This is a genomic window from Streptomyces sp. bgisy159 (assembly GCF_057707805.1).
The window spans coordinates 37,348-53,253 of sequence record NZ_JBYIQX010000039.1 but is presented as its reverse complement, the minus strand read 5'-3'; the positions used below and the strand labels follow the sequence as shown (position 1 = coordinate 53,253).

The 15,906-nt window shown below is 70.5% G+C and carries 13 protein-coding genes and 3 pseudogenes; 3 read left to right on the top strand and 13 right to left on the bottom strand.

The window, feature by feature from the left end; genetic code table 11:
- The first annotated feature begins 147 nt into the window (after window positions 1-147).
- Window positions 148-989: pseudogene (locus tag AC3ET3_RS28445) on the top strand (IS5 family transposase).
- On the opposite strand, the gene AC3ET3_RS28440 reads toward AC3ET3_RS28445, so the two are convergent.
- From AC3ET3_RS28440 to AC3ET3_RS28405, 8 genes and pseudogenes are all read right to left on the bottom strand, one after another.
- Window positions 969-1,433 (bottom strand): DUF5959 family protein, encoded by a 465-nt coding sequence (locus tag AC3ET3_RS28440; RefSeq protein ID WP_432136779.1) that lies wholly within the window; start codon window positions 1,431-1,433, stop codon window positions 969-971. The pseudogene AC3ET3_RS28445 and the gene AC3ET3_RS28440 sit on opposite strands and share 21 nt — an antisense overlap.
- Before the next feature lie 622 nt (window positions 1,434-2,055).
- Window positions 2,056-3,090: a DUF6215 domain-containing protein gene (locus tag AC3ET3_RS28435; protein ID WP_435613126.1), complete on the bottom strand. Its 1,035-nt coding sequence runs from the start codon at window positions 3,088-3,090 to the stop codon at window positions 2,056-2,058.
- 264 nt (window positions 3,091-3,354) lie between these two features.
- A pseudogene (locus tag AC3ET3_RS28430) lies at window positions 3,355-3,450 on the bottom strand (RNA polymerase sigma factor SigF); the annotation flags it as partial.
- A gap of 354 nt (window positions 3,451-3,804) precedes the next feature.
- Window positions 3,805-5,199, bottom strand: coding sequence for an NAD(P)-binding domain-containing protein (locus AC3ET3_RS28425; protein ID WP_435613125.1), 1,395 nt, complete (start codon window positions 5,197-5,199; stop codon window positions 3,805-3,807).
- A 620-nt stretch (window positions 5,200-5,819) separates the two neighbouring features.
- Window positions 5,820-6,206, bottom strand: a complete 387-nt coding sequence (locus tag AC3ET3_RS28420) for a DUF3592 domain-containing protein (protein ID WP_435613124.1) — start codon at window positions 6,204-6,206, stop codon at window positions 5,820-5,822.
- A gap of 103 nt (window positions 6,207-6,309) precedes the next feature.
- Window positions 6,310-6,511 (bottom strand): annotated as a pseudogene (locus AC3ET3_RS28415) (FAD-dependent oxidoreductase); the annotation flags it as partial.
- The gene (gene arsB, locus AC3ET3_RS28410; RefSeq protein ID WP_432136783.1) at window positions 6,508-7,599 is read right to left on the bottom strand and encodes an ACR3 family arsenite efflux transporter; all 1,092 of its coding nucleotides are present in this window, start codon (window positions 7,597-7,599) and stop codon (window positions 6,508-6,510) included. The pseudogene AC3ET3_RS28415 and the gene arsB, both read right to left, overlap by 4 nt.
- Window positions 7,596-7,904 (bottom strand): ArsR/SmtB family transcription factor, encoded by a 309-nt coding sequence (locus AC3ET3_RS28405; protein WP_432136784.1) that lies wholly within the window; start codon window positions 7,902-7,904, stop codon window positions 7,596-7,598. The genes arsB and AC3ET3_RS28405 overlap by 4 nt, the downstream gene beginning before the upstream one ends.
- A 217-nt stretch (window positions 7,905-8,121) precedes the next feature.
- Here AC3ET3_RS28405 and AC3ET3_RS28400 point away from each other — a divergent pair, with 217 nt between their 5' ends.
- Window positions 8,122-8,550 carry an arsenate reductase ArsC gene (locus tag AC3ET3_RS28400; RefSeq protein ID WP_432136785.1) on the top strand — a complete coding sequence of 143 codons (429 nt, stop codon included), beginning with the start codon at window positions 8,122-8,124 and terminating at the stop codon, window positions 8,548-8,550.
- 82 nt (window positions 8,551-8,632) lie between these two features.
- On the opposite strand, the gene AC3ET3_RS28395 is transcribed toward AC3ET3_RS28400, so the two are convergent.
- The 4 genes from AC3ET3_RS28395 to AC3ET3_RS28380 form a co-directional block, all read right to left on the bottom strand.
- Window positions 8,633-9,817, bottom strand: a complete 1,185-nt coding sequence (locus AC3ET3_RS28395; RefSeq protein ID WP_432155358.1) for an ABC transporter ATP-binding protein — start codon at window positions 9,815-9,817, stop codon at window positions 8,633-8,635.
- 91 nt (window positions 9,818-9,908) lie between these two features.
- Complete coding sequence (locus AC3ET3_RS28390) at window positions 9,909-10,742, bottom strand: carbohydrate ABC transporter permease (RefSeq protein WP_432136787.1); 834 nt, start codon at window positions 10,740-10,742, stop codon at window positions 9,909-9,911.
- Entirely contained in the window at window positions 10,742-11,692 is a 951-nt protein-coding gene (locus AC3ET3_RS28385; protein WP_432136788.1) for a carbohydrate ABC transporter permease, read from the bottom strand. The genes AC3ET3_RS28390 and AC3ET3_RS28385 overlap by 1 nt, the downstream gene beginning before the upstream one ends.
- Window positions 11,693-11,762: 70 nt before the next feature.
- Window positions 11,763-13,031, bottom strand: coding sequence for an ABC transporter substrate-binding protein (locus tag AC3ET3_RS28380; RefSeq protein WP_432136789.1), 1,269 nt, complete (start codon window positions 13,029-13,031; stop codon window positions 11,763-11,765).
- A 586-nt stretch (window positions 13,032-13,617) separates the two neighbouring features.
- Between AC3ET3_RS28380 and AC3ET3_RS28375 the strand changes: the two genes are divergently transcribed.
- Window positions 13,618-14,838 carry a metallophosphoesterase gene (locus tag AC3ET3_RS28375; RefSeq protein WP_435613123.1) on the top strand — a complete coding sequence of 407 codons (1,221 nt, stop codon included), beginning with the start codon at window positions 13,618-13,620 and terminating at the stop codon, window positions 14,836-14,838.
- 233 nt (window positions 14,839-15,071) lie between these two features.
- Here the strand turns inward: AC3ET3_RS28375 and AC3ET3_RS28370 are convergent, their stop codons facing one another.
- Entirely contained in the window at window positions 15,072-15,869 is a 798-nt protein-coding gene (locus tag AC3ET3_RS28370) for a maleylpyruvate isomerase family mycothiol-dependent enzyme (protein ID WP_435613122.1), read from the bottom strand.
- Window positions 15,870-15,906: the final 37 nt, after the last annotated feature.

The window sequence follows — 15,906 nt, the reverse complement described above, 5'->3', positions numbered from 1 at the left end:
CTGGGAGGCGGCGGCACGGCGGATTCGGGGTCCCCTGTGGTACGTACATCGGGCGGGCGCCCGCCCTTCCCTCGGACGTCTCACCCAGTGGGCGCTTAGAACTCCTAACGAAATGATCTTCGAGGTGGTTGGATCACTCCGGAACCGATGATCTGGGGGTGCGGGGTGGCTCGTCCGAAGCCGTGGGAAGTCGACGACGAGCTGTGGGCAGTGATCGAGCCGCTGCTGCCCAAGGTTGAGCGCCGGACCCTGCACCCTGGGCGCAAGCGGCATCCGGACCGGCTGGTGTTCCAGGGCATCCTGTTCGTGCTGCACACCGGGATCTCTTGGGAACACCTGCCGCAGGAACTCGGCTTCGGGTCGGGCATGACCTGCTGGCGGCGCCTGGCCGAGTGGACCGAGGCCGGCGTGCGGTCCCGGCTGCACTAGGTCCTCCTCGCCAAGCTCCGCAGCGCGGACGCCTTTGACTTCTCCCGGGCGGCCGTCGACGGCTCCCACATCCGCGCGTTAAAGGGGGCTCCAAGACCGGACGAAGCCCTGTCGACCGGGGCAGGACGGGCAGCAAGCACCACCTGATCACCGACGCCACCGAGATCCCGCTCGCCGCCACCCTGACCGGCGGCAACCGCAACGACGTCACCCAGATGATCCCGCTGCTCCAGGCCGTGCCGCCAGTGCGGGGCAAGCGCGGCCGGCCCCGGCGCCGCCCGGACGTGGTCCTCGCGGACCGTGGCTACGACCACGACAAGTACCGCCGTCTTGTCTGGGACCTCGGCGTGAAGCCACTGATCGCCCGCCGTGGCACCGAACACGGCTCCGGTCTGGGCACTCAACGCTGGGTCGTGGAGCGCGCGTTCGCCCATCTGCACTGGTTCCGCCGCCTGCGGATCCGTTGGGAGATACGAGATGACATCCACGAAGCCTTCCTCACCCTGGGATGCGCACTCATCTGCTGGCGACGCCTGAACTCACTGCCAGTAGCCCCTTGACCGAGGCGTCGTCACCACCTCGTTCGGCCACGTCTGCCGGACCCGTCCGAGCTGCTCACGCAGTTCGTCCACCCAGTTGTCCCCCGGATCCAGGACAACGCGGACCGAAACCCCGGACTCGCCACCGTCGTCCACCGTGACGACGGGACGGGGCACCGAGAATTGCCTGTCGATCTCAATCCGGATCTCGGCGTCGCTCATGGCCGTCCAGCGGATGCCCTGCCTGTCGGAGAGCTCGTTCAGGGCCGTTGACCAGTCGTCCATGACTTCCGGTGACAAGCACAGCCCAAGGCGCCCGCCGACGAAGGCGCTCGTGATGACGAGCTCGGCATCAAGGTAGTCGTTGTACGGCGTGTCCCCGGGCCTGTTCCGCCCCAGAATGCGTACCCGGACGCTGCTGTCCGGGTCGATCAGGCAGATCAGGTCCACCCCCTCCTCATCCACGCGCCCTCCCGAACCCCAACGTCTTCCCGATCATCATGCCCGAGTCGCGAACTGGCCCCGGTCGGTATTTCGTCAGGAGTTTTCAGCGCATCATCGCCTACCCGTGCAGGCCCCCAGATGGCGTGGCAACCGGCTGCCCTACAGACCCGGGAGCAGCCCCGCTCGCGGGCGCGGGTGATCATGACGCAGGAGGTTACGCGGAGGGCCGCCGCAGTGGAGTCGGCTGTGGCTTCGGTCTCGGTGTCAGAAATGACGACCTTGCCGCGGGAGCCAGGCACCTGTGCCCAGGTCCTCCGTCATGGCGGCCATCGGTCAGCAAGCAGGGACGCTCCGCGACCGATGCTGACCGTTTGCTGACCTGGAGGCAGCGATCAGGGCGCTGACCTGCCACAATACCCAAACGCTAGATCTTGGACTTGAACATGGTGCGCAGCATGTTGAACTCCTGGAAGTCGGCTCCCTGCCTGCTTTGTGCAGGTCAAGGGCGCTCTCGACTTTACACGGGCACACGAAGCCGATGATTGTGAGGAACATCGCTTTCAACGGGGAGAGGGCTCCCTGCCTGGGCTTCCCTGACGCTGCGGCTTGAGGGCACACACGGGTGTGGCCCCCGAGCACCTCGTCACACACTCCGTTCCGGGATCGCCGGAAGAACCTTCTCGGCGATGTCGAGGAGAGCGCTGTCGTCCGGGAGGGCTCCGGATGCGCTCCACACGGTGATGTCGTAGTAGCCGCCCAGGTCCTTGCCGTCGAGGGCCACGGTCAGCGTTCTGGCCTGTGGGCCTCGCTCGACGGGTCCGCCGGATCCGCCGCTCCCGAGATCGATCTCGATCTTCATGGTGTGATCCGAGAAGAGGACCGCGGGTCGGCCGAGGACCGAGAGCGTCCTGATGTCCGTCTCCTCCCCGAACGCCATCAGTTTCACGTACTGGGCGACCGACAGCTCGTTGTACGTGGCCGAGACGTTCACGGTGTAGGTGTCGAACTGGACCTCAGCCTCCGGCTGGGCGACCTTCCCGTCGGTCAGGGGAGCGGTGTTGCTGGTGCCGGAGGCCACCGCCGCGGTCTCCGTGGGCGTTCCGAGGAGTTGGGCCAGGTCGGGCCTGTTGAGCGCCTTGCACAGCTCGCCGCCGGTGACAGCCCGGGCCGTGTGTTCGTAGGCGCTCGGCAGCTCCTCGTCCTCCCCGCTCGAACATGAGGCGGCCGGGGGCGCGTTGTCGATGTCGGAAGGTAGGAGATGCGGTCCGAGCCACAGTGCGGCCCCGAGTGCCGCGACCACGGCCACGGCGGCGACTGCCTGGCCCCACGCGTTGGGCTCCTTCTCGGTAGCGGCCGGAGTCGGCCGCTGCCCCGCCGGAGCCTGGGACTGGGACTGGGACTGGGGCTGGGGCTGGGGCTGGGGCTGGGCGGCAACGTCGGACACCGCCCTGCCCGCGGAGGCCGCCGTGCTCGGGTTCCGGCGCGCACGCAGGGCCCGGACGACCATGTGGACGCGCACCGCGGTGAAGACAAGGAACGCCACGCCGATCGCGGCTGCCGCCCCTTCCTCGTCGCGCAGGGCCAGATACATGATGCGTACGCCGAAAACAGACCCGACCACGATGAGCAAGGGCTCCCGGATCCAGAAGGGCAGGAGACGGAGGAAGAAACCGAGCATCTGGCGATCACACCAGGGCAAGATCGCGCCGGCTGTGATGGAAGCCATAATTCCGGCTCAGGACCCAACCGTGACCGCAGAGAAGGCATGGCTGCCCCCGAGCCCCGGCGGGCCGGGGCTCTCCCTTCACCGGCGCACCTCGGCTACCGCCTCGACCGCTGCGAGAACCTCACGCGAGGAGGAGCCACTCGACAGGCTCGGCGCCCAGCGCGGGTCCGGGGCTCACCAGCGGGTGAGAGCGGCGAACGCGGGCCGACAGAAGGTGGCGGCCATCGCGAGTCCGGCCGGCGCCTCGATGAGCGTGTTGCGCGCGTACTGGTACGCCGGCGTGCCCTCCTCCAGCTCTCCGAGCCGACGGAACCCGGCTGAGGAAGACCGGGACGGCGGGGGCCGGGGCCACGATCAGCAGGCTGATGACGCCGAGCACCGTGCCGGCGGTCGTCACGGCGCGGGGGCCGCGACGGCCGAGGAGGCGGCCGACACGGATTCCGGCAAGGGCGGAGACGCGAGAGCCTGGGAGAACACCGCGGTGGCCGCCCCGGTCGGCCAACCGGTCGCGGCGGTGATCTGGGGGGTGAGGACGGGGGAAGGCTCTGCCCGCCCTCCCGCCACGCAAATCCTGACCTGGGGCCTCGTCCACGCACTCTGCGGAGGGCCGCGACCCGTCGTCCCCTGTTCCGGTCGCAGCCCCGCCGTCGCGGGTGTCCAGGCCGGTCATGAACCGCAGCAGCCGCCCGCCGGGGCCTGCTGGGCAGGCGTCCCGAGCGTGGCGGGGGCGCCGAGCTGGACGAGCGGCGCGGTGGGCGCGCAGCAGCCGCCGCCGTCGGCCTGCTGGGCGTCGGGAGCGTCGAACAGGCCGGCGCCGCCGCAGACTCCGGTCTCGGGAAGGGTGAGTTCGACGCGGTCGGCTGACTCGAGGTCGCCCGCGAGCGCGGCGGCGACGGAGCGGACCTGCTCGTAGCCGGTCATCGCCAGGAAGGTCGGGGCGCGACCGTAGGACTTCATGCCGACCAGGTACACCCCGGGTTCGGGGTGGGAGAGCTCGCGGTGGCCGTGGGGGTGGACGGTGCCGCAGGAGTGCTGGTTCGGGTCGATCAGCGGAGCCAGTTCGGCCGGCGCCTGGAGGCGCTCGTCGAGGCCCAGACGCAGCTCGCCCAGGAAGGAGAGGTCGGGGCGGAAGCCCGTCAGGACGATCACCTCGTCGACAGGGGCCAGGCGGCGCCCGTCCTCGCCGACCAGGGTCAGGCGGCCGTCGTCCGCCCGCTCGATCGCCTCGGTGCGGAAGCCGGTGACCGCGTCGGCGTGGCCCTCGTCGACGGCGGCCTTCGCCGTCAGGCCCAGCGCGCCGCGCGCCGGAAGCTGGTCGGCTTGCCCGCCACCGAAGGTGGAGCCGGAGATGCCCCGGCGCAGGATCCACACCCCCTTCGTTCCCGCGCCGTCGTCGGACTTGGCCAGGTCGGCCAGGTAGGCGAGGGCGGTGAAGGCCGAGGCTCCGGAGCCGATCACGGCAGTGCGCTTGCCCGCGTACCGGGCCCGGACGGCGGGGTCCTTCAGGTCCGGGACACGGTAGGTGATCCGATTCGCGGCGGCCTTCTCACCGAGCGCGGGCAGGCCGCTGCCGCCGGCCGGGGACGGTGTGGCCCAGGTACCGGAGGCGTCGATGACGGCATGGGCGAGGACGCGCTCGTCACGGCCCTCGGCATCGGTGATGTGAACGACGAACGGCTGCTGCTCGCGGTCGGCGTCCACGAGCCGGTCCCGGCCCGCCCGGGAGACACCGGTGACGGTGACGCCGGTACGTACCCGCTCGCCGAGGACGTCGGCGAGCGGCCGCAGGTAGAGGTCCGCCCAGTCGCCGCCGGAGGGGTAGGCGGCCGGGTCGGGTCGGGTCCAGCCGGTGGGAGCGAGGAGCTTCTCGGCGGCCGGGTCGACGACTTCGCCCCAGGTGGAGAACAGCCGCACGTGGCTCCACTCGCGCACCGCGAAGGCGGCGGCCGGTCCCGCTTCCAGGACCAGTGGCTCGATGCCGCGCTCGACGAGGTGGGCGGCAGCGGCCAGGCCCGTGGGGCCGGCTCCGATGACGACGACGGGGAGCTGCTGGGTGCTCATGGTGCTCGGGCTCCTTGAGAGGTGGAGGAGGCTCAGCGCGCGTGGGTGAGGGCGATCGGCTGGTTGTGCCGGCGGAACCGGCCGCTCGGGCAGGGCGCCACTGGCCTGGGCGCGGCTGTCGCAGAAACCGACGCCGGCCGGATGGCGGGCGGTGCGGCGTTCCAGGGTCACCGCAAGCACGGTGTGGACGGCGGTAGCCACGACGACTCCTTGTTTCGATATCTGTCGATGACTGCCGACACCTCGGAGCTTGCCAGCTGTTTCGACGAACGTCAACATAGACGCATATCGAAATTCGGGGGGTCTTCGGACCGGGGCGACACCAGGGTCTCCCGTCAGGTCGCCGCACGCGGTCGACCACCGCGGCCCCGAGCCCTTCACCGGCCGACGTGTCGGCGTCGTGGGCGGCGCCAACCCCGCTGTGCGGGTCGCCGCCGCACTCGCGCGCGGTCGCCGTGAGGGCGGTGGCCGTCCGCCGGCCGATCAGCTCGACGCGACAGGGCCCGCCAGGCCGCGTCTGGCAAGTACTGCGTGAGTGAGAGGGCTCTGTTGTGTCGGATGTGCGCTGGACCCGTCGCGTGAGGGCGGGCGTGCGCCGCTTTCGACGCGAGGCGGCCGGTCTAGAAGACGTGCACCATCGGCACGATGCTGAGGGCAACTCCCAGCAGGCCCGCCATGTCGTAGTGCTTCCAGAACGGTTTGCGGGAAGCGAGTGCCGTCTCCGCGCGCCCAGGGGACATCGGGTCGTAGAGGACTGCGACGGTGGCCCCCTCTCGGGTGCCGGCGGGGACGTGGCCTTCATCTGCACTGTGTGTCCGCTTGACGCCGTCTGGCGTCGTATAGCTCAGAAGGAACCGCGGGCCGCCCTTCCCACGCCAATCACGATCGATGCACCGAGCGGCGACCTCGACGCCCCAGGAACGAAGCGTCAGCCGCCGCCACATCTGCCAGACCACTGTGAGCAGCAGGAAGACTGCAACACTGTCGCAAGCGATCATGTCCTGCACCCTCAAGGCTCCCCCATTTCCGCGGCGGCACTGATGAGCATTCAGCCAGCCGTCGAGGCCCTCCGGTGCTGCGTTACCGGCTCGCGAAGCCAGAGGACGAGTGGGGCGAGGCCCGACCGGGCAGCGAGGAGTGTTCCGCCGGGGAGAAGAGACGCAGCGAGTCCCACATGTGCTGCCAGGCCCCGCCCGGCGCGGACGCGGCATCGAGGATCGTGAAGTCCAGTCCCCGGCAGACGCAGGTGGCGGCCGGCGGCCAGCCCCGCTTGGCCGGCGCCGACCACCACCACGTCCACGTGCCGCGTCATGAACCCGGCCGGTCGGCCGTGAACCTTCGCCGCCAGGCCAGCGACACGTACACCAGCGCCACGAGGACCGGGACCTCGATGAGCGGGCCGACCACGCCCGAGAGAGCCTGGCCGGAGGTGACACCGAAGGTCGCGATGGCGACCGCGATGGCCAGCTCGAAGTTGTTGCCGGCGGCCGTGAAGGCGAGAGTGGCGGTGCGGTCGTAGGCGAGACCGATCGCCTTGCCGAGCGCGAAGGTGCCGAACCACATCACCGCGAAGTACACGAGCAGCGGCAGGGCGATACGGGCCACGTCCAGCGGCTGCGAGGTGATGGTTCTGCCCTGCAGGGCGAAGAGGACGACGATCGTGAACAGCAGCCCGTACAGCGCCCACGGTCCGATCTTCGGCAGGAACTTCTGCTCGTAGTTCTCGCGGCCCGTCTTTCGTTCGCCGATCCGGCGGGTCAGGAAGCCGGCCAGCAGCGGGACGCCCAGGAAGATCACCACGTTCAGGGCGATCTTCCACATGGAGATGTCCAGGTGCTCGCCGTCGCCGAGGCCCAGCCAGCCGGGCAGCAGGTCGAGGTAGAACCAGCCGAGCAGGCCGAACGCCAGGACCTGGAAGACCGAGTTCAGCGCGACAAGGACGGCGGCTGCCTCGCGGTCCCCGCAGGCGAGGTCGTTCCAGATGATCACCATGGCGATGCAGCGGGCCAGGCCGACGATGATCAGGCCGGTGCGGTACTCGGGCAGGTCCGGCAGGAAGATCCATGCCAGGGCGAACATCACCGCGGGGCCGAGGATCCAGTTGATGACCAAGGAGGGGATCATCAGCTTGCGGTCGCCGGTGACGGCGTCGAGCTTGTCGTAGCGGACCTTGGCCAGGACCGGGTACATCATGATCAGCAGGCCGAGGGCGATCGGCAGGGAGATCCCGCCGATCTCCACCTTCGCCAGCGCGTCGTCCAGTCCGGGGATCAGCCGCCCGAGCCCGAGGCCGACTGCCATGGCGATGAGGATCCACACGGCGAGGTAGCGGTCGAGTGTGGAGAGCTTGGCGACGACGGATGCTTCCTGGTTCGTCGCGGGCGCCTCGGTGCGGGTCACGGGCAGGCCCTCTTGTTGTGGGCGGCAGCACGGGCCTGCTCGGCGAGGTCGGCGAACTGCCCGGCGAGCTGGGCGACGACGTCGGGGCGCAGCTTGTAGTAGGTGAAGCGTCCGCACGGTTCGGTCTCGACGACCCCCGCCTCGCGCAGAACTCTCAGGTGGTTGGAGAGGTTGGTCTGCCTGGCACCGGTCTCCTCGACGAGGTGGGTGGTGCACAGCGTCTCGCGGGCGAGCAAGGTCACGATCCGGAGCCTGAGCGGGTCGGCCAGCACCCGGAGCAGGTCAGTGTCGACTGACGTCATCATGGGCTGATAATGTCACATCAGCCGAAGGTGATACCAGCCTGGACTGACCTATTAGCACGCCGAACGGGTCCCTCGACGGCGCCCAGACCGCGCCCCGACCGCGGTCACCCGCCACATCCGCAGCGGCATCGACCGCCGCACCACCGACTTGCCCGCCGGCCGGCCGGGCATCCGAGCCCCCGCGCCGCCTGCCCCTCCCCTCGACAAGGAAGAACACATGCCCTCCGCCCCGCTCGCCTCCGTGCTGTTCGTCTGCGTGCACAACGCCGGCCGCTCGCAGATGGCCGCCGGTTTCCTCTCCCACCTCGCGGGCGACCGCGTCGAGGTCCGCTCCGCCGGCTCCCTCCCCGGCGACCAGGTGAACCCCGCGGCGGTCGAGGCGATGAAGGAAGTCGGCATCGACATCTCCGCCGCCGAGCCGAAGGTCCTCACCACCGAGGCCGTCCAGGCGTCGGACTACGTGATCACGATGGGGTGCGGCGACGCCTGCCCGGTCTTCCCCGGCAAGAAGTACCTCGACTGGGCTCTCGAGGACCCCGCCGGCAAGGGCGTCGCGTCCGTACGCCCCATCCGCGACGAGATCAGGACCCGCGTCGAGGCCCTGATCGCCGAGATCGACGCCGAGCCGCATGCGGGGACCCCGTGAGACACGGCCGCGGGGCGGCTCCGCGGTTGGCCGGACGCGGAGCCGCCCCAGCAGCGGGGACGGCCCGCCCCGGTGCGGTTCGTCAGCCGGCGTTCGCCGGGTGGGAGAGGTTGGAGCCGGTCCTCGGGTCGAACACATGGGCCTTGCTCATGTCGACCCGCATCTCCAGCGGCCGGCCCTCCCGCGCACGCGTGGCGGCGTCCAGGCGGGCGACGACCTGCTGGACGTCGCCGGCCCCGGTGTCCCTGAGACCCGAGTCGGTCGCGAGCTCCTCCAGTTCGGCGCTCCGCGCGGGGCCGCCCTCCTGGGTGAAGTAGACGTACACGTCGGAGCCCAGGGACTCCAGCACGTCGATGGTGGCGGTGATGACCGGGCCGTGGGCGTCGTGCGCCAGGGCCGCGTCCTCGAAGGCCTCGGGACGCAGGCCGACGATGACCTCGCGGGGTGCGTTCTGCCGCTCCAGTGCCTGCCTGGTCCGGTCGTCCAGAGGGAGTTCCCCTAGGGCGGAGCGCAGGGTGCTCCCCTCGAAGGTCGCGTTGAGGAAGTTCATCGCCGGGGAGCCGATGAAGCCGGCGACGAAGAGGTTGCGCGGGAGGTCGTAGAGCTGTGCGGGCGTTCCCACCTGCTGGACGACTCCCAGCCTCATGACGACGACGCGGTCGCCGAGGGTCATCGCCTCGGTCTGGTCGTGGGTGACGTACACGGTGGTGGTCCCCAGGCGCCGTTGCAGGCGGGCGATCTGGGTGCGCATCTGGACGCGGAGCTTGGCGTCCAGGTTGGACAGCGGCTCGTCCATCAGGAACGCCTTCGGGTCGCGGACGATCGCCCGCCCCATCGCCACGCGCTGCCGCTGGCCGCCGGACAGGGCGGCCGGCCTGCGGTCGAGGAACTCGCTCAGGTCCAGGACCCGCGCGGCCTCCTCGACCTTGCGGTTGATGGTCGCCTTGTCCACCTTGGCCAGCCGCAGCGGGAAGCCCATGTTCTCTCGGACGCTCAGGTGCGGGTACAGGGCGTAGCTCTGGAACACCATCGCCACGTCGCGGTCCTTCGGCGGAAGGTCGTTCACCACCCGGTCGCCGATTCTCAGGGTGCCGTCGGTGATGTCCTCCAGGCCCGCGATCATGTTCAGGGTGGTGGACTTGCCGCATCCGGACGGACCGACCAGGATCACGAACTCGCCGTCGGCGATGTCGAGGTCCACGTCCTGCACGGCGAGGGATCCGTCGGGAAAACGCTTGGTGACTCCCGAGAGGACGATCTCGGCCATGGGTGGTGCCTCCTTGTCTTCACAGCTTCCGGTTCAGGGGTGCGCCATCGGGGGTGGCGGGTCCACGGCGGGCCCGCCGCCCGGGGGCCGGTCACCCCTTGACCGCCCCGGAGGTCAGTCCGGCGACGATCCGCCGCTGGAAGAACAGGACGAAGATGATGATCGGAACGGTGATCACCACGGCGGCCGCGGCGATCGACCCCGTGGGTTGCTCGAACTGCGAACTGCCGGTGAAGAACGCGATCGCGGCCGGCACGGTCCGGGCGCGGTTGGTGGAGGTCAGCGAGATCGCGAAGAGGAAGTCGTTCCAGCAGAAGATGAACACCAGGATGGCCGTGGTGAACACGCCTGGCGCCGCCAGCGGGGCGATGACCAGCCGGAACGCCTGCGCCGGGGTGGCCCCGTCGACCTTGGCGGCCTTCTCCAGGTCCCAGGGGATCTCCCGGAAGAACGCCGACAGGGTGTAGATGGCCAGCGGCAGCGAGAAGGTCATGTAGGGGATGATCAGGCCGATCCAGGTGTCGAAGATCCCCAGGATGCGCTCGATGTTGAACAGCGGCGAGACCAGGGAGATCGGCGGGAACATGGCGATCAGCAGCGACATGCCGATGAGGAGCCCCTTGCCGGGGAACCTGAGCCTGGCGACCGCGTAGGCGGCCATGGTGCCCAGCACGACGGCGATCGTCGTGGAGATCAGGGCGATACCGATCGAGTTGATCAGCGCGCGGGTGAACTCGCTGGTCTGGAAGATGCCCCGGTAGTTCTCCCAGGTCCACTGCCTGGGGATGTAGTACCCGTCGGTGAGCGTGCTCGGGTCCTTGAAGGAAAGGGCGATGATCCACCACACCGGGAACAGGGCGTACAGCACCACCGCGACGTTCAGGACGCCCCATCGGACGGCGTGCGTCCTTCCGACGGCTGCCATCAGCGCTTCACCTCCGCGCCGGGTGCCGCCGCACCGAACAGTTTGACGAACGCGAACGCGATGATCGCGACGCAGATGAAGATCAGCACCGAGATCGTCGATCCGATGCCCAGGTTCAGGGCGGTGAACAGGTTGTCGTAGCCGAGGATCGACACGGACCCGGTGCCGTGCGCGCCCGAGGTGAGGATGTAGATGTTGTCGAAGATCCGGAACGCGTCGAGCGTACGGAAGAGCAGTGCCACCAGGATCGCCGGTTTCATCAGGGGCAGCATCACCTTGGTGAAGCGCTGCCAGGGGGAGGCGCCGTCCACCATGGCCGCCCGCAGGGTCTCCTCGGGCACCAGGGCGAGGCCCGCGAGGAGCAGCAGCGCCATGAACGGCGTGGTCTTCCACACCTCGGCGAGGACGATCAGCCACAGGGCGGGCCACTGCTCGGTCAGCGGGGCGCTGCCGCTGGGCAGCAGCCCGGCGAGATAGCCGAGTTGGGGGGTCCAGGCGTACTGCCAGGAGTATGCGGCGACCACCGTGACGATTCCGTACGGGATGAGCACCGAGGTGCGGACGGCGCCGCGCCAGAAGATCGTCCGGTGCATGACGAGGGCGAGCCCCATACCGAGGACCAGTTCGACGGCGACGGAGACGCCCGTGATGAACACCGTCACCCAGAAGGCGTCCCACCAGTACGGGGAGGACAGCACGATGCCGTAGTTGCTCAGCCCGACGAACTCCGCCTGCCCCGGGAAGCGCAGGTCGTAGCGCTGGAGGGAGAGGTAGACGGCGTACCCGATGGGGTAGGCGGTCACCGCGAGCATGACGATCACGGCCGGGGCGCAGAGCAGCCAGCCGAGCCGCCGCTCCTGCCGGGCGCCCTCCGACAGGGCCTTGCGGTCCTCCCCCTGCTGCTGCTCGGCGGGCGGTGGGCCCGCTTCCGACGGGGCTTGCGTGCTCATCTCGGACCACCTCGGTGCGGGCGTGGCGCACGAGGGTTCCGGCCGGCGGCGGATCGGGGACGGTGGCGGTTCACGGGATCACACCCTTGGATTGCAGGGCATCGTCGATCTGGCTGCTGATGGTGGCGACCGTGCTCTTCGGTTTGATCGCGGAGGGTGGGGAGAGCGCGTGGGAGATCACGATCGACACGTTCTGGTAGGCCGGGGTGATCGGGCGGACACTCGCCGACTGCAGGGCGTCGAGCACCTCTTGGGCGAACGGGTACTCCTTGACGAACGACGCTTCGTCGTACAGGGCCCGCAAGGTCGGCGGCAGACCGCCCTCCAGTGCCGCGGTGAGCTGGTTCTGCCGGTCGCGCAGGCACAGGGCTGCTTCGAAGGACAGGTCGGGGTGGCGCGAGTAGGCGCTGACCGCCAGGTCGATGCCGCCGATGGTGGGCCGTGACGGCCGGTCGGCGTCGACGCGGGGGTAGGGGGCCCAGGCGAAGTTCTTGAACAGCTGCGGGTTGTTCGCCTTCATCGACGGATAGACGAACGGGTAGTTGAGTTCGAACGCCGCCACGCCCGACTCCATGGCCAGCCGGTTCTGGTCCTCCATCTGGTTGGACAGGGAGGGGTCGGCGGCCGGGGAGTTCGCCATGTCGCGCATGACGGAGGCGGCCCGTACGGCGGGCGGGCCGAGGGAGGGCTCGGTGGCGCTCGGGTTGAGGATGGATCCGCCCGCGCTGCTGACCATCGTGTTGAACCAGACGGTGAGCCCCTCGTACTGGGCGCCCTGGATCTCCACGTAGTGGGGCTTGCCCTGCTGGGCCAGCCGGCGGGCCGTGTCCAGCATCTCCGCCCAGGTCCTGGGCGGAGTGGGCACCAGGTCCTTGCGGTACCACAGCAGCTGCGTGTTGGTGTTGTACGGGACGGCGTAGAGCTTGCCCTCCCAGGTCGCCGTCTGGAGGGGGACGCGCAAGGTGCCCTCGGTGGCCTGCTGCTTGTTGCGGCCCGTCCACTCGCGGATCCAGCGTGCCTCGGCGAACTCGGCGGGCCAGGTGACGTCGAGGCCGAGGACGTCCATCGAGTCGTCCTCGGCGGCGAGCCGGCGGACGAGTTGCTGGCGCTGGCCGTCGGCGGCGCGCGGAAGCTTGTGGTAGACGATCCGGTAGCGCCCGCCGGACTGCTGACCGCACCGGTCGGCCGCCTTCTGCAGGGCGCCGGAGTCGTCGGGGAAGTTGTACCAGTTGACGGTGACCGGGCCGGAGCCCTCACCGCCGCCGCACGCGGCGAGCGGGGACGCCAGCAGCGGCAGTGCGGCAAGAGCCCTGAGCCACCGCTGCCGCGCGGTACGCACGTTCCTGCCCGGAGCCCGCTGGATTCCACACCCGCGCACGCGGCGACACCTCGAATCCGGGTTGGTGGCACGGGACTGGGCCCGGCGCGCTTCTCTTCCGCGACCACGCTAAGCCCCCAGAACGCCACATGACGTCACAAGAGCCAGAAATAGCCCATATCGCCCAATAGAATGCGACACTCGTGTTCGTCCGCTCCGGCGGCCCTCGCCCCGCGCTCTGGCCGGCCGCGACGAGGGGACGACGGGGCGGGCGGGCACGCCGGGGGCGCGCGCCGCACGGTTTCGCGCCTCCTGCGGGCGGGCTCTGCCCTCACGCACGCGGGTACGCCCGCCGCGAGGAGGGGCGGGCTTCGCTCCACAGTCGGCGGGCGGGCGGCTCGAAGAGCGGGGAGAAGGCGACTCGAAGAGCGGGAAGAACGTCGCTCCGCCCCGGCGAGCGGGCTCCCCGGCCACCACGGGCGGCCCGCACGAACCGCCCGCCCAGCGCATCGCCCCGAGGGCTCGCGCCCGTGGACGCCGGTCCGGCCGCCCCGGGGGCGACCGGATACAGTGCCCGCAACGGCAGACCGGCCGGGGAGGGGAGAACGTGACCGCCACCAGCAACACCCGGACCGCCGAGGGTGAGGCGCGGACGCCGCGGCGCAGCAGGCTGCTCCGCCTGCTGCGCTACCTCCCCCTGATCGCCCCCGTCCTGCTGTGGGCCACGCCGTGCTGGGTGCTCCTGTACGGCGGCCAGCACTGGCCGCTGCCCGTCACACTGACCGGCACCCTCCTGTTCGTCGTCGGCCTCGTCGGTATGCCGCTGGCGATGGCGCGCGGCCACGGCCGGCGCCAGCGGGACCGGGCGGCGATCGTCGGTGGCACCCTGCTGGGCACCAGCTGGGTCCTGTTCACCTGGTCCGTTCTGCTCGGCGTGCTCGTGCGGCTCGTCCTGACCGCGGCCGGCGTCGGCGAGAGCCAGGACCGGGCCCGCATCGTCACCTGGGCCGTACTCGGTACCACCGCCGTGCTGCTCGCCTGGGGGTACGCCGAGGCCCGCCGCGTGCCACGCGTGCGCCGACTCGACGTGCCGCTCCCCCGGCTGGGTGCCGGGCTCGACGGCACCCGCGTCGTCCTCATCACCGACACCCACTACGGCCCGATCGACCGGGCCCGCTGGTCGGCACGGGTGTGCGAGACGGTGAACACCCTGGAGGCCGACCTGGTCTGCCACACCGGGGACATCGCGGACGGCACGGCCGAACGCCGACGGGCCCAGGCGGCACCGCTCGGTACCGTGCGGGCCACCCGGGCCCGTGTGTACGTCACCGGCAACCACGAGTACTACAGCGAGGCCCAGGGCTGGGTCGACCTGATGGACGAGCTGGGCTGGGAGCCGCTGCGCAACCGCCACCTGCTGCTGGAACGCGGAGGCGACACCCTCGTGGTCGCCGGCGTGGACGACGTCACCGCCGAGTCCTCCGGACTGGCCGGCCACCGCGCCCACCTCGCCGGAGCCCTGAACGGCGCCGACCCCGACCTGCCCGTCCTGCTCCTGGCGCACCAGCCCAAGTTCGTCGACCGGGCGGCGGCCGCCGGCATCGACCTCCAGCTCTCCGGCCACACCCACGGCGGCCAGATCTGGCCCTTCCACCACCTCGTCCGCATCGACCAGCCGGCCCTGGCCGGCCTCAGCCACCACGGCACCCGCACCCTCCTCTACACGAGCCGCGGCACCGGCTTCTGGGGCCCGCCGTTCCGTGTCTTCGCCCCCAGCGAGATCACCCTGCTCGTGCTCCGCAGCCCGCATCCGCCCACCTCGCCGTAGCAGGGGCCACCGCTGAGGAGCAGCCGGTCGGTGCGGCAGGGCGGATACGGGGCTCGGGTTCACCTGGCGCATGTGCGGTTCGGGCGTCGCCCGCCCCTCGGACCTCGCACCGGCGGGCCCTCGGCGTGTCATGGCCGGCCCGTGGGCCCCGTACAGGTGGCGCGGCAGCTCATGAGCAGCCGCTCGCGGGTGCGGTGGTGCGGCCCGGATCAGCCGGGCCGCACGCCCGCCGTTCAGAAGGCGGAGTTGGCGAACCAGTGGGTCAGCAGGTGCTCGTCGCCCTCGTGGGCCAGGGGCTCGGCGCGGTGAGGAAGGCGGCCGTAGACGAGCAGGAGCAGATCGGCCGCGGTGCCCCGGACGGTCGCGTCAGCGGTGTCCGCGGTCGCGTCGGCCGAATCCAGGCCGAAGCCGTCGGGCCGCAGGCGAACGAGCCAGGTGTCGTCGCCGTCGGTCGTGCTGAAGCGGATGGTCCTGTCGGGGCCGCGCAGCTCGGCCACCTTGGGAGCGAAGAAGGTGGCGAAGGGCAGGTTGACGAGGAACTCGTCGATCCCGTCGACGGCGAGGGAACGGTCGATGGCGGGCCGCAGGCCGAGGGCGAGTTCGGCGTCGGCCCGGTGCAGCAGCGTCTCGAAGAGCATGCGGCGGGCCCAGAATCGGGCGTGCTGGTCCACGCCCCACGCCCACATCGGCAGGTCAGGGTCGGTGGCCGCGAAGGCCTCGGCGGCCACGAGCGCGCTCTCGGCCAGCCAGTCGGCGTATCCGTCCTCCCCCTGGGGAAGCCGCAGGTCCACCTCACGCGTGCGCGGGGGTTCCTGGATGCGCGTGCGCAGCAGCACCGAGAACCAGCGCTGGACACTGCCCGTGTGCTTCACCAGGTCGGCCAGGGTCCAGCCGGGGCAGTGGGGCACCGCGGTGGCCAGGTCGGCGTCCCTGACCGTGGCGACGAGCCGTGCGGTCTGAGCCGCGACCGCCGCGCGGTGATCCACCGGCGGGACGGCGGAGGCGTGGTGGGTGGGGTCGGAGGTGTTCATCGTGACATGCCTTTCCGCGAAGGGTGCGAGGTCAGCC